At 65.1% G+C, this 13,138-nt stretch carries 10 protein-coding genes; 6 read left to right on the plus strand and 4 right to left on the minus strand.

Annotated elements, in window-relative coordinates:
• Positions 1–77: 77 nt before the first annotated feature.
• The 3 genes from J6525_RS07595 to J6525_RS07605 form a co-directional block, all read right to left on the minus strand.
• A complete protein-coding gene (locus J6525_RS07595) occupies positions 78–677 on the minus strand; it encodes a PRC-barrel domain-containing protein (RefSeq protein ID WP_225643330.1) in 600 nt (199 codons plus the stop codon).
• Between the two features lie 47 nt (positions 678–724).
• Positions 725–2,926, minus strand: coding sequence for an amylo-alpha-1,6-glucosidase (locus J6525_RS07600; protein ID WP_225643332.1), 2,202 nt, complete (start codon positions 2,924–2,926; stop codon positions 725–727).
• An 84-nt stretch (positions 2,927–3,010) separates the two neighbouring features.
• The gene (locus tag J6525_RS07605) at positions 3,011–4,774 is read right to left on the minus strand and encodes an ABC transporter ATP-binding protein (protein ID WP_092082665.1); all 1,764 of its coding nucleotides are present in this window, start codon (positions 4,772–4,774) and stop codon (positions 3,011–3,013) included.
• A 313-nt stretch (positions 4,775–5,087) separates the two neighbouring features.
• On the opposite strand from J6525_RS07605, the gene J6525_RS07610 reads away from it, so the two are divergent.
• The 6 genes from J6525_RS07610 to J6525_RS07635 all read left to right on the plus strand — a co-directional run bounded on the left by J6525_RS07610 (position 5,088) and on the right by J6525_RS07635 (position 11,040).
• Positions 5,088–6,155, plus strand: a complete 1,068-nt coding sequence (locus J6525_RS07610; protein WP_057017535.1) for a glycosyltransferase family 4 protein — start codon at positions 5,088–5,090, stop codon at positions 6,153–6,155.
• A gap of 302 nt (positions 6,156–6,457) precedes the next feature.
• On the plus strand, positions 6,458–7,711 hold the full coding sequence (locus J6525_RS07615; RefSeq protein WP_225643333.1) for an ABC transporter substrate-binding protein: 1,254 nt from the start codon (positions 6,458–6,460) through the stop codon (positions 7,709–7,711).
• A 16-nt stretch (positions 7,712–7,727) separates the two neighbouring features.
• Positions 7,728–8,597 (plus strand): branched-chain amino acid ABC transporter permease, encoded by an 870-nt coding sequence (locus tag J6525_RS07620; protein ID WP_225643336.1) that lies wholly within the window; start codon positions 7,728–7,730, stop codon positions 8,595–8,597.
• Positions 8,597–9,583: a branched-chain amino acid ABC transporter permease gene (locus J6525_RS07625; protein WP_076827047.1), complete on the plus strand. Its 987-nt coding sequence runs from the start codon at positions 8,597–8,599 to the stop codon at positions 9,581–9,583. The genes J6525_RS07620 and J6525_RS07625 overlap by 1 nt, the downstream gene beginning before the upstream one ends.
• A gap of 10 nt (positions 9,584–9,593) precedes the next feature.
• Entirely contained in the window at positions 9,594–10,343 is a 750-nt protein-coding gene (locus J6525_RS07630; RefSeq protein WP_225643338.1) for an ABC transporter ATP-binding protein, read from the plus strand.
• On the plus strand, positions 10,336–11,040 hold the full coding sequence (locus J6525_RS07635) for an ABC transporter ATP-binding protein (protein ID WP_210189588.1): 705 nt from the start codon (positions 10,336–10,338) through the stop codon (positions 11,038–11,040). Before J6525_RS07630 ends, J6525_RS07635 begins: the two co-directional genes overlap by 8 nt.
• A 145-nt stretch (positions 11,041–11,185) precedes the next feature.
• On the opposite strand, the gene J6525_RS07640 is transcribed toward J6525_RS07635, so the two are convergent.
• Positions 11,186–13,129, minus strand: a complete 1,944-nt coding sequence (locus tag J6525_RS07640) for an alkyl/aryl-sulfatase (RefSeq protein ID WP_225643339.1) — start codon at positions 13,127–13,129, stop codon at positions 11,186–11,188.
• Positions 13,130–13,138 lie beyond the last annotated feature (9 nt).

Below are 13,138 nucleotides of genomic sequence, written 5' to 3' on the forward strand. Positions count from 1 at the left end.
TGCCGGCTGATCGCTCGCCACGATCGTCGCCAACCGTCTCTAAAGAAGAGTTCGGACGCGCGACCAGCTCTACCCCCCTAATGTTCGTAATCCCATGGATGCAGGCTTCCCGCTGCGCCCAGCACGATCAGCGGCGTATCTTCCTTGTACTCGGGCGCAGCGCTCACCTGCTGCTTGTTGAGGTCCAGCGTGATGCTGTCGCTCTTGCTGGAAACACCGGCGAAACGCAGCGCGTTCCAATCGACCACGATCTTGCGGCTGCCAACGCCGAGGAAGCCGCCGAAATCGATCACTGCGGCGCGGACCTTGCCGTCGCGGTCGACAATGACGTCGACGATACGGCCCATGTTCTCATTGGCGGAACTACGAACATCGCGCCCGAGAATGCCGTGCGCATCGCGCGCGCCGATCACGGTCACCGACGGCGGCGGCGACGGTTCCTTGGATGGTTCCTTGGACGATTCCTTTGAGGGCTCCTTCGCCTGCTCCTTCGGCGCCGCGGAGGCTGCTGGCGGCGCCTGGGCTGCCGGCGGCGCAGGAGTTGCTGGGGTTGCTGGCGGCGCCTGCGCTGCCGGCGGCGATGGTGCAGGCGCCGGCGCTTCGTCGTCGGCGGCGCGGGCACCCGCGCATGTCAGCAGCGCCGCTGCGACCAGCATCATCGTAATCCTCGGACGCATCTTACTCTCCCCGCGATTTCCGGCGCACGCATGCCGCGCGACGACGCTCAATGCGTCAGTACGATCGACACCTGGATCTGGCCGCGTGTGCGCAACACTTCCAGCGACACCTCGTCGTCATGGCGGCGCAGCCTCAGATCGACACTGGAAGCGCCGAGCCTGAGGTCGCGCAGCACCACGTCGTTGAGGAACTCCGGCAGCCGCGGATCGCGCAAACGAATCTCGCCGCGCGCGGTGTCGAACTCGAGGCCAAGCGCAGCCTCTAGCAGCGTGAACGGCGTCGCGCTCGCCCAGGCCTGCGGTGCACAGGCCACGGGATAGAGCACCGGGCCGCGCCGGCGCTCGCGGCGGAAGCCGCAGAACAGCTCCGGCAGTCGCCGCAGTTCCATATAGCTGGCGGCGTCGAACAGGCCCTTGAACAGATGCGCGACCGAATGCTTGAGGCCGTAGCGGGCAAATCCGAGCGCGATCAGCGCATTGTCATGCGGCCAGATCGAGCCGTCGTGATAGGACATCGGGTTGTAGCGCACTTCGCCCGCGGCGACGGTGCGGATGCCCCAGCCCGAAAAGAACTTCTGACTCATCAGGTCGGCGGCGACCCGTCGCGCGCGGTCTTCCCGCACCATGCCGGAAAACAATGTCTGGCCGGCATTCGAGGTGCGCACCTTGCACGGCTGCTTGGCGCCGTCGAGCGCGACCGCATAGGTGCCGATCTCCTCGCACCAGAATGCTTCCTCGAACCGCTCGCGCAGCCGCTCGGCCTCGGCTTCCAGCTTCGCAGCCTTGTCGGCAAAGCCGAGTTTGCGCGCCGCGCGCGCGGCAAGCTGCTTGCCGGCAAACACATAGCCCTGCACTTCCGCCAGCGCGATATTGCCCTCGGCAAGCGTACCGTCTGCGTGGAAGATGGCGTCGAACGAATCCTTCCAGCCTTGATTGCGAAGCCCCTCTTCGGTGGCGCGCTGATATTCGACGAAGCCGTCACGGTCGGGATCGCCCGGGCCGTCGATCCATTGCAGGCCGGCCTCGACCGCGGGCCACAGCTCGCGCAGAGTGTCCAAATCGCCGGTGCGCTCCAGATAGAGCCCGGCGAGCAGCACGAACAGCGGAGTCGAATCGACGCTGCCGTAATAATGCGCGAACGGCACCTCACGAAGCGCGGCCATTTCGCCGCCGCGCATCTCATGCAGGATCTTGCCCGGCGCGGCATCGGCCAGCGGATCGACCGCCTTGGCCTGGAACAGCGCGAGCCGCTTCAGCACGCCCTTGGCGATCCGCGGATCGACCCACAGCATCTGCAACGCGGTGATCAGTCCGTCGCGGCCAAACGTCGTCGAATACCAGGGAATGCCGGCATAGGGGTAACGGCCCTGCGGCGTCTCGGTCATCAGCATGTTGAGGTCGGCCATCGCCTGGCACAGCACCTCGTTGAAGATGTTGTTCGAGGTCTCGATGCTGGCCGCGCCGGCCGACGACGTCCGCATCTCGCGGCGATGCGCCAGCAGGCCGCGGAAGAACGGCACCGGCTTCTGCATGATCGGCTTGTTGCAGGAGACCGCGACGAACAGCGACGTGACCTGCCCCGGATCGAGATCGAAATGATAGGTCGCCGCGTTGACCGACAGCCGCGTCGGCCGCGGATCGAAATGCAGCGCGGTGATCCGCGTCTGCTCGTCGAGGCCGCAATATTCCAGCACCACGTCGGTCGGGCCGAGCAGCTTGCTCGAACCGATGCCCCGCCGCGGCCGGCGCTCGCCGCGCACCTCGAACAGATCAGCAAAGTCGTTGTCGAACAGCAGCGTGAGATCGAAGCTCGCGGCATGGTCGCCGTGATTCTGCAGGCCGATGCGCTGATAGGCCGTGCCGCGCCACAGGAAGATCGAGCGCACGATGTGCAGCGTGTCCTTCGGCAGGGTCAGACGGTCGTCGCGATAGACGTCGGAATTGGTGAGGTCGACCGTCAGCGCCGAATTGTCGTCGCGCATGTTGGAGCCGAGCAGGAGCGGCTGCACGTCCTCCAGCACCATTTCCAGCCGCGCCAGGTAGCGGGTGTCGGCGTTGAACAGGCCGTCCGGCCCGCCGGCCGAGGCGCCGATGTCGCCATGGCTATCGAGCACGATGAAGGTGTCGTCATGCTTGAGCGAGCGCCGCGGCCGCGCCGCGGGCCCGGTCATCGGAATGTAGAACGGCGATTCGGCGACGTGCTCCGTGATGCGAGCGGTGATGATCTGCGTAACGACGTCAGCTGCCATCTGAACCTCTGGCGACTTTGCTTGGCCCGTATCCTGGTTCGAACGAACGCACCGGAACGCACAAACGCACTTGACGACGCGGGGTCAGGCCGCGCTGGTGGAAAGGCGGCCCATCTCACGCGCGACCAGGTCGCGGTAGGGGCCCCTTCCCTTCACGAGGATATCGGGCGGACCGTCCTCGACGATCCGGCCGCCCTGCAGCACAAGCACGCGGTCGAAGCTGCGCAGCGTCGCGAGTCGGTGCGCGATCGCGACCACGGTACGCCCGCGCATCAGCCGCGACAACGCCTCGCGGATCGCCTCCTCGGAGTCGGCATCGAGCGCCGCGGTGGCCTCATCGAGCAGCAGGATCGGCGCGTCCTTCAGGAAGGCGCGTGCGATCGCGATGCGCTGGCGCTGGCCGCCGGAGACCTTGACGCCGCGATCGCCGACGATGGTGTTCATGCCCTCGGGCAAGCTCTCGATGAAGTCGCAGCGCGCCGCGATCGCCGCCCGCAGCACCTCGTCGTCGGTGGCGTCCGGCCGGCCGTAGCGGATGTTCTCCAGGATCGAACGGTGGAACAGCGAGATATCCTGCGGCACTACCGAGATTGCCGCGCGCAGGCTCTGCTGGGTGACGCGCGAGATGTCCTGGCCGTCGACGGTGATGTTGCCCTGCTCAACGTCGTAGAAGCGCTGCAGAAGGGTAAACAGTGTTGACTTGCCGCCACCGGAGTGGCCGACCAGGCCGACCCGCTGGCCGGGCTGGATGCGCAGGCTGAAGCGCTCGAACACCTGCAGGCCGCCGGGATAGCGGAACGAGACATTGTTGAAGGCGATCGCGGCGCCGCTCTTCACCAGCGCCTCGGCCTCCGGATGGTCCTTCAGCTCGTGCGGCTGCAACAGCGTCGCCAGCGCCTCGGTCAGGCGCGCGACATGCTGGGTGACGTCGACCAGCGCGACCGCGAGATCGCGGGTGGCGCTGAGGATCGAGATGCCGAGCGTGCAGACCAGCACCACGTCGCCGGTGGTCGCCGCGCCCTGCTGCCAGAGACTGAGCGCCCAGGCCAGCATCGCGATCGTCAGGATGACGGTCACGCCGGCGTGAATGAGACGAAGCTTCTCGAGGTAGCGCAGGGAACGGCCACGCGCGACGAGTTCCCGATTGACGGTCGCGTCGAAGCGTTCGTGCTCATAGCCGAGGCCGCAGAACGCGCGTACCAGCGGCAGGTTGTTGATGACGTCGACCATTTCGCCGTCCACGGCAGCAGCCCTGTTGGCGAAATCGTCATGCAGCGGCCGGCCGGCGGCGGCGATGCGGAACATGGCCACCACCATGGTTCCCGCGATCAAGATCAGCACTGCTGACATTGTCACGCTGACTGTTCCAACCAGGGCGATCGCCGCGAAGGTCGCGATGCAGGGCGGCAACACGTTCCATACGAACATATTCTCGACGGTGAACACCGCGTTCGAGGTCGCCGTGATCCGGCTGGTCAGCATGCCCGGCAGCCGGTCCGTGAAATAGCTCGGCGCGTGGCCGGTGAGATGGCGGAACATGTCGCGGCGAAGATCGCCGGTGACGCTGACAAAGGTGTAGCTCGCGGTCCAGCTCGCGATCCGCCACAGGAAGTTGTCGGCTGCAATCAGTGACATGAGCAGAGCGAATGCCAGCCATACGCCGTTCGCGGCCGACGGCCCTGCCGACAGCGCATCGACCAGATTCTTCACGCCGTATTGCGTGCCTACCGAGCAGGCAACCGCCGCAACAACGGCTGACAAAATCACAACATGCGACGGCAGACGCCGGCGCAGATAGCGCAACACAAAGGGAAACGGACGATGCGCGTATCCTGACAGATGGTCCATGACGTCCTGCAAAGCTGTTGAAGGTGAACGAGAAAATTCTAGTCGAAGCTCTCGCGCACGATGACGTGAAGGGCGGCGGTGGGATTCCTTGATGCAGCCATCACTGCGCAACAATTTTGCAACGCTGGCATAGGCAAAACCGTGTTGGAGCGTGATGGCATCAGCAAGACCACAGTGTGATGGAAGAAAGAAGCGGCAGATCTCCCACATCTAAGGAACCTCGCACGTGCGAGAACGTTCCCGTCTTTGGCATGTCGGTGCCATCTGAGGGCTGAGGGTAGTTCATTCCACATTACAAACAGGAGACGGAGAGATGCGCATCGCGCAGGTTGCCCCGCTGACGGAGGCTGTTCCCCCCAAGCTCTACGGCGGCACCGAACGGGTCGTGCACTGGCTGACCGAAGAACTTGTAACACTTGGACATGACGTGACGTTGTTCGCCAGTGGCGATTCTCAAACCTCCGCGAAGCTCGATGCGACCTGGCCGAAGGCACTGCGGCTCGACGGCTCGGTCCGCGATCCCAATGCGCTCCACATGGTGATGCTGGAACGCGTGCGGCAGAAGGCCGACGACGAGGAGTTCGACTTCCTGCACTGCCATCTCGACTATTATCCGTGGTCGCTGTTCGCGCGGCAGCCGACGCCGTTCGTCACCACCTTGCACGGACGGCTCGACCTGCCGGAACATCAGCCGGTCTTCAACACCTTCTCGAAGATTCCGGTGATCTCGATCTCCAACGCACAGCGGCGGCCGGTGCCGCAGGCGCATTGGGTGCGCACCATCCATCACGGCCTACCGGAGAATCTGCTGACGCCGCAACCGGCGAAGCCGTCCTATCTCGCGGTACTCGGGCGCATCGCGCCGGAGAAAGGCGTCGATCGCGCGATCAAGATCGCAACCCGCTGCGGCATTCCGCTGAGGATCGCGGCTAAGGTCGATCGTGCCGACCAGGAATATTACGATGAGTTGATCAAGCCGCTGATCACCAGCAACCCGTTGGTCGAGTTCATCGGCGAAATCAGCGACCGCGAGAAGCCGGATTTTCTCAGCGGCGCGATCGGGCTCCTGGTTCCGATCGACTGGCCGGAGCCGTTCGGCCTAGTGATGATCGAAGCGATGGCCTGCGGCACGCCCGTCATCGCCTATAACCGCGGCTCGGTGCCGGAGATCATCGAGGATGGCCTGACCGGCTTCATCGTCGAGGACGAGATCAGTGCGATCTCCTCCGTCGGCCGCCTAGGAACGCTCAATCGCGACGCGATCCGCAAGCAGTTCGAGACCCGCTTCACCGCGCGGCGCATGGCGCTCGACTATCTCGCCGCCTTCCGCGGCCTGATGGAAGCCGAGCCGCGCTTCAAGCTGGTGGCGAGCGCGGAGTAGCAGTTGCAGCGGCCGATCGAATGATCCGGCGGGCCGGCCGGCACCATCCGTGCCGGTCCGTCGGGTCGTTCGATTGTCAATAATACCGTCGTGCGCGGCGGCAACTCTCACGCAGCAAAACACTACGCATGCCCGCGTCGCACGATTGCTGCGACGCACCAGCGACGACATGTTTCCCCATCAGTTCGGCTGATATCGCCTTTGCGAATGCCGAATTACGTGCTCTTATGCGCCGCGCTTGAGCAAAAAATAATAAGCGAGCGGACGGAGCAACCGTGCCGTGATCGCGCAGGGGGAACGCCATGACAGGGGACCGCAAGCCGTCGGCCATTAATAATGCCGCACCGACCAGAGCCTCACAAAACAAGCTGAACCGTCGCAAATTCCTCGCCAAGACCGGCGGCGTGATGGCGGCAGGCGCGTTCGGCGCCGTTCCGCTGCGCGGCTGGGCGGCCGATCCGATCAACATCGGCGCGCTCTATCCGACCACCGGCAGCATGGCGCAGATCGGCGTCGGCTGCGTGGCTGCGGCCAAGCTCGCGGTCGACATGGTCAACGAGGCCGGCGGCATCAAGTCGCTCGGCGGCGCCAAGCTCAACCTCATCGTCTCGGACGTGCAGAGCGACACCACGGTGACGCGCACCGAGACCGACCGCCTGATCACGGGCAACAAGCTGTCGGCGATCCATGGCTGCTATGCCAGCGCGCTGACCTTGATCGCGAGCGAAGTCTGCGAACGGGCGAAGGTCCCGATCATCACCGGATCGAGCTCCGATCAGCTCAACAAGGGGCGCACCTACACCTTCACGCCGTTCGCGCGCGCCTCGCAGTTTGCCAAGGCGCAGCTGCAGATGGCCAAGCTGGTCAGCGAGCAGGCCAAGGTCGCCGTCATTTTCGAGAACACCGCGTTCGGCACCTCGACCTCGAACGGGCTGAAGGAGCTGGCGCCGGGCGAAGGCGTCGAGATCGTGATGTTCGAGCCCTATTCGGCCGGCTTCACCGACGCGAGCCCGCTGATCAACAAGGTCAAGGCCTCCGGCGCCAACACGCTGTTCTCACTGTCCTATCTCAACGACCTCATCCTGATCGTGCGCACCGTGAAGCAGGTCGGGCTCAACATTGCGATCAACGGCGGCTCCGGCGGCTTCGTGATGCCGGACTTCTACAAGAATGTCGGCAATGCCGCCGAGGGCCTGCAGGGCGTTGCGCACTGGAACCACGACGTCAGCGACGACGCGCAGAAGGTCAATGTCGAATTCAAGAAGCGCACCGGCGAGTTCGCGTTCGAATATGCTGGCGGCCTGGTCGCGCAGACCTTCATGCTGGCCGACGCGCTGGAGCGCGCCGCCTCCGCCGATCCCAAGAAGGTGCGCGAGGCGCTCTCGACGCTCGATGTTTCCTCGGGCTTCGCTGCGATGGCGCCGGGCGGCAAGGTGAAGTTCGGGCCGGACGGCAAGAACGTCTACGGCCGCCCGGTCGGCGTGCAGTGGCAGAACACCGATCTCGTCAGCGTCTTCCCGAAGGAAGACGCCCGCGCCCCGCTGATGAAGACCTGAGCCGCGGTCGCATCGCATGTGGGAGACACTGGCCCAGGCCGTGATCAACGGCCTGCTCATCGGCGGCATCTATGCGCTTGTCAGCATCGGCGTCACGCTGATCTTCGGCGTGGTCAAGATCGTCAACTTCGCCCAGGGCGAGTTCGTGATGATCGGGATGTATATCTCGTTCTTCCTCGCCACCCAGTTCGGCATCGATCCGCTGGTTTCGCTCGTGGTCTCGATGCCGGTGCTGTTCCTCGCCGGCGTCCTGATCCAGCATTTCCTGATCCGCAGGGTGCTGGGGCCGAACGACATGCCGCAGATCTTCCTGACCTTCGCGCTGTCGCTGTTGCTGCTCAATCTCTCGCTGATGTTGTTCAGCGCCAATTACCACACAGTCCACACGTCCTATTCGGATGCGGCGTGGCATATCGGCGGGCTGTACATCCCGGTGGCGAAACTGATCGCCTTCGCGGTCGCGATGGCGCTGAGCGGGCTGCTGTGGGTATTCCTGCACACCACCGATCTCGGCCGCGCGATGCGCGCCGCATCGCAGAACCGCGACGTCGCGATGCTGATGGGGATCAATCCGAACCGCGTGTTCGCGGTCGCGTTCGGCACCGCGCTGGCGCTCGCGGGCGCCGCCGGCTCGCTGCTGATGCCGTTCTATTCAGCCTATCCATTCGTCGGCCAGGTGTTCGTTCTGATGGCGTTCGTCGCGGTCGTGATGGGCACGCTCGGCAATGTGATGGGCGCGCTGATCGCAAGCCTGATGATGGGCGTCGCGGAATCGCTCGGCATCCAGTTCGTCGGCGCCGATTCCGGCTTGATCGTGGTGTTCGCGCTGCTGCTGCTGACGCTCGCGTTCAGGCCGAGCGGGCTCGGCGCCAGGAGGGGCCGGTGATGCAGACGTCCAGCAACTTCAAATGGCTGTGGCTCGCGATCGGGGCGGTCGTCATGCTCGCCTTGCCCCAGCTCGTCACCTCATCGTTCGCGATCGACATCTTCATCCGCATCCTGCTGTTCTCCTTCATCGGCGTCGCCTGGAACCTGATGGGCGGCTACGCCAAGCAGCTGTCGCTCGGCCACGCCGCCTATTTCGGGCTCGGCGCCTACACCTCCACCATCATGCAGGTGAACTACGGCATCTCGCCCTGGATCGGGATGATCGCGGGCGGCGTGGTCGCGATGCTCGCAAGCCTGCCGATCGGCTGGCTCTGCTTCCGCCTGCGCGGCCCCTATTTCACCATCGCCACCATCGCGACCGCCCAGGTGCTGATGTTGATCTTCCTCAAGTTCCGCGACTTCGCCTGGGGCGCCGAAGGCACCACGATCCCGAACCTCGGCAGCGCGCCGCTGATGATGCAGTTCGAGGAGAAGTCGTCGTACTATTACGTCGTGCTCGGCCTGCTCGTGGTCGGGCTGTGGATCACCCACAGAATCGAAAAATCCTGGATCGGCTACTATCTCGTCGCGATCGGCGAGGATGAGGACGCCGCCGAGGCGGTCGGTGTCAACGCGCCGAAGGTCAAGCGCGACATCTACATGATCAGCGCGTTCCTGACCGCGCTCGCCGGCACCTTCTACACGCAATACATCTACTTCATCGATCCCGCGACCGCGTTCAGCTTCAACGTCTCGATCGAGGCGGCGCTGGTGTCGATCGTCGGCGGCATCGGCACGCTGTGGGGACCGGTGATCGGCACCGTGCTGCTGGAGACCACGTCGGCGCTGCTGCAAAGCTGGCTCGGCAGCTCGGTCGGCGGCATCCAGCTCACGGTCTACAGCCTGATCCTGATGGCTGTCATCCTGTGGCGGCCGACCGGACTGATCGGGTTCGCGACCGACATCTATCACCGCACCGCCCGGCGCAAGCCGGCGCGCGCCTGAGGTCGTCGCGATGGCAGACGCACTCGTCATCAAGGGTCTCAGCAAGCGCTTTGGCGGCCTGCGCGCCGTGCAGGACGTCAGCTTCACGGTGCAGGAGAACGAGACGGTCGCGCTGATCGGGCCGAACGGCGCCGGCAAGACCACGAGCTTTCATTTGATCACGGGATTTCATCGACCGGATTCCGGCTCGGTGCTCGCCTTCGGTCACGAGATCGTGGGGCTCAAGCCGCATGATGTCTGCGCGCGGGGCCTTGCCCGCACCTTCCAGGTGGCAAAGCCGTTCGGCGCGATGACCGTGCTCGCCAATGTGATGACCGGCGCGTTCCTGCGCGACCGGCATATCGCGGCCGCGCGCAACAAGGCGCTCGAGGCGATCGAGTTCGTCGGCCTCTCCGCCAAAGAGCAGACCCCGGCCAAGGACCTCACCACAATCGACCAGCGCCGGCTGGAAATGGCCCGCGCGCTGGCAACGCAGCCAAAGATCCTGCTGCTCGACGAGGTGATGGCCGGACTCAACCCGGCCGAGACCGACCAGGCGGTGGCGCTGGTGAAGAAGCTCTCCGCCAGCGGCCTCACCATCGTGATCGTCGAGCATGTGATGCGCGCGATCATGGCGGTGGCTCGCCACATCGTGGTGCTCGACCACGGCCAGAAGATCGCCGAGGGCGCGCCGAAGGAGATCGTGGAGAATCCGGAAGTGATCCGCGCCTATCTCGGCTCCTATGTGCATCCGCCGGCGCAGGGAGACGCCCATGCTTGAGCTCTCGCGCGTCAGCGCCAGCTACGGCTCGGTCCCTGCCATCACCGATGTCAGCATCTCCATTGGCGAGGGCGAAGCCGTCGGCCTGTTAGGTGCCAACGGTGCCGGCAAGAGCACGACGCTGCGCGCCGTCTCCGGCCTCGTCAAGCTGTTCGGCGGCAAGGTCACGTTCGACGGCGTCGACCTCGCCACGCTGCCGCCCTACCGGATTCCCGAGCTCGGCATCGCGCATGTCCCGGAAGGCCGCCAGGTGTTCCCGGAAATGACGGTGCAGGAGAATCTCGAGATCGGCGCCTACACGCCGAAGGCCAAGGCGGATCGGGCGCGCACGATGGAGCTCGTCTACAGCATCTTCCCGCGGCTCGCCGACCGCAGGAAACAGCTCGCCGGCACCATGAGCGGCGGCGAGCAGCAGATGGTCGCGGTCGGCCGCGGGCTGATGCTGAAGCCCCGTCTTCTGATGCTGGACGAGCCCTCGCTCGGCCTCGCCCCGGTGATGACCGACGTGACCTTCGAGAAGATCGGCGATATCCACAAGATGGGCACCGCGATCCTCTTGGTCGAGCAGAATGTCAGCCGCGCGCTGTCGCTGGTGCAGCGCGCCTATGTGCTGGAGAGCGGCAACGTGATCATGCAGGGCACCAGCGCCGAGCTCGCGGGCAACAAGCAGGTGCAGGCGGCGTATCTCGGGATTTGAGGCATCGTCTGCCAACCCGTCATCCTGAGGAGCCGCGTAGCGGCGTCTCGAAGGATGAATCGGCCACCAGCCGGGCCGTTGACCCTTCGAGACGCGCGTTCCGCGCTCCTCAGGGTGACGGTTTGTAAATTCCGCGTGCGTGGCTCTACGTCACCGCCGTCCGCTTCGGCTCGACAATCTCGAACATCCGCGGGAATTCGTCCATCAGCGCCATCAATTCATCGAGCCGCTGCGGCTCGCCGGATGCCTTGATCCTGCCGGCATCGACGGCGTCCAGGAACGTGGTCAGCTTGGCGATGACCTCGTCGAGCACGCTGCGCGCCAGCGTGAAGCTCGCATGCGCATCGGCCGCCTGCGCATCCCCAACGTAGGTCAGGGCTGAATTCTCGAGATTGAGCACGAAGGTCTCGCCGGTATCGGTGAAGCTCCAGTTCAGCACGATGCGCTTGCCCTCGGCCTTGGGGCCGTTGAGGCGGATGCCGAGCACGTCCCAAAGCTGCTCGGTGCGCAGCGCGGCTAGCGTCTCGCGCGGCATCGGCGAGCGCGGCGGCGTCTTCGGCATGCCCTGCCGCAGTTCCTGCGCGCCGAACAGATAGGCGTTGCGCCAGGTCGAGCTTTCCGCGGCATAGCCGAGCTGCTCGAACGTGTCGGCGAGGAGCGAACGCGCGGCCTGATTATCAGGCTCGGCGAACACGAGATGGCTGACGGCCTGCGCCACGAAACGGAATTCGCCCTTGGCAAAATCCGCCGCGGCGCGTTTCAGGATCGCGTCGGCGCCGCCCATATACTCGACATATTTCTTGCCGGCCTCGACCGGCGGCAGCGGATCGAGGTTGACCGGATTGGCATCGTACCAGCCGAGATATTTCTGGTAGATCGCCTTCACATTGTGCCTGATGTGGCCGTAATAGCCGCGGCCGTGCCAGGCGCCCTCCAGGCTCTGCGGCAGCCGGATCGTCTCGGCGATCTCGGCTGCATTGAGCCCATGGTTCATCAGACGGATGGTCTGGTCATGGGCGTATTTGTAGAGGTCGCGCTGCTCGCGGATCATGGTGTCGATCCGCTCCCGCCCCCACACCGGCCAGTGGTGCTGGCCGCACATCGCTTCCGCCTTGCCGCCCCACATCTGCAGCGCCTCGCCGAGATATTTCGACCAGGCCAGCGCATCGCGCACATCGGCGCCGCGGAACGGCAGCAGATTGTGGAAATTGTGCGTGCAGTTCTCCGCGAGATTCAACAGCTTGTAGCGCGGGATGAAGAAATGCATCTCCGCCGGCGCCTCGCTGTTCGGCGCCATCTGGAATTCGAACTCGACGCCGTCGATCACGCGCTTGTCGCCGGTCGCGATGATCAAATCGGTCGGCCGCAGCAGCGCCACGCCGCCCGCCGCCATGGTCTTGCCGAGGCCGCAGTCGACATGGCCGCGCACGCCCTTGGCGAGGAACGGCCCGAACTGGTATTGCGCACGGCGCAGCATCGCCGGCCCCGCGATGATGTTCTCGGAGACCGCGTGCTCCATGAAGAAATTCGGCGCGATGATCGGCACGCCCGCCGCCAGCATGGCATCGTCGAGCACACCGCGGGCGCCACCCCAATGGTCGGTGTGGGTGTGCGTGAAGATGACGGCGGCGACCGGCCGCTTGCCGCGGTGCCGGAAGTACAATTCCATCGCGGCGCGCGCGCCCTCGATCGAGGTCAGCGTGTCGACCACGATGACGCCCCTGTCGCCCTCGATCAGGGTCATGTTGGCGATGTCGAGGCCGCGCACCTGGTAGACACCCGGCACCACCTCGAACAGGCCGTGATGCATGTTGAGCCGCGACTGCCGCCACAGGCTCGGATCGACGGTCGCGGGCGCCTTCTCCTCGGACAGGAATCCGTAAGGCTCGAGACTCCAGACCACCCTGCCCTGGGCCGAGATGACGCGTGCGTTCTCGATGGTGCCGAGGAAGCCGCGCGCGGCGTCGTCGAAGTCCCTGGTGTCGGCGAACGGCAGCGCCTTCAGCGTCGCCGCGTGCTGCGCGATGACCGGCGCGGATGCCGCCTTCGGACCTTCGTGCGACGTTTCGCTTGCGGTTGTCTGGGCCATACTCAAGCA

Source organism: Bradyrhizobium australafricanum, assembly GCF_020329495.1.
Taxonomy (GTDB): domain Bacteria; phylum Pseudomonadota; class Alphaproteobacteria; order Rhizobiales; family Xanthobacteraceae; genus Bradyrhizobium; species Bradyrhizobium australafricanum.

Bases quoted from the DNA above. Each gene is read 5' to 3' on its own strand.
- J6525_RS07630 (WP_225643338.1), top strand. From the start codon at position 9,594: ATGGCAGACGCACTCGTCATCAAGGGTCTCAGCAAGCGCTTTGGCGGC.
- J6525_RS07595 (WP_225643330.1), bottom strand. From the start codon at position 677: ATGCGTCCGAGGATTACGATGATGCTGGTCGCAGCGGCGCTGCTGACA.
- J6525_RS07625 (WP_076827047.1), top strand. From the start codon at position 8,597: ATGCAGACGTCCAGCAACTTCAAATGGCTGTGGCTCGCGATCGGGGCG.
- J6525_RS07615 (WP_225643333.1), top strand. From the start codon at position 6,458: ATGACAGGGGACCGCAAGCCGTCGGCCATTAATAATGCCGCACCGACC.
- J6525_RS07600 (WP_225643332.1), bottom strand. From the start codon at position 2,926: ATGGCAGCTGACGTCGTTACGCAGATCATCACCGCTCGCATCACGGAG.
- J6525_RS07620 (WP_225643336.1), top strand. From the start codon at position 7,728: ATGTGGGAGACACTGGCCCAGGCCGTGATCAACGGCCTGCTCATCGGC.
- J6525_RS07605 (WP_092082665.1), bottom strand. From the start codon at position 4,774: ATGGACCATCTGTCAGGATACGCGCATCGTCCGTTTCCCTTTGTGTTG.
- J6525_RS07635 (WP_210189588.1), top strand. From the start codon at position 10,336: ATGCTTGAGCTCTCGCGCGTCAGCGCCAGCTACGGCTCGGTCCCTGCC.
- J6525_RS07610 (WP_057017535.1), top strand. From the start codon at position 5,088: ATGCGCATCGCGCAGGTTGCCCCGCTGACGGAGGCTGTTCCCCCCAAG.
- J6525_RS07640 (WP_225643339.1), bottom strand. From the start codon at position 13,129: ATGGCCCAGACAACCGCAAGCGAAACGTCGCACGAAGGTCCGAAGGCG.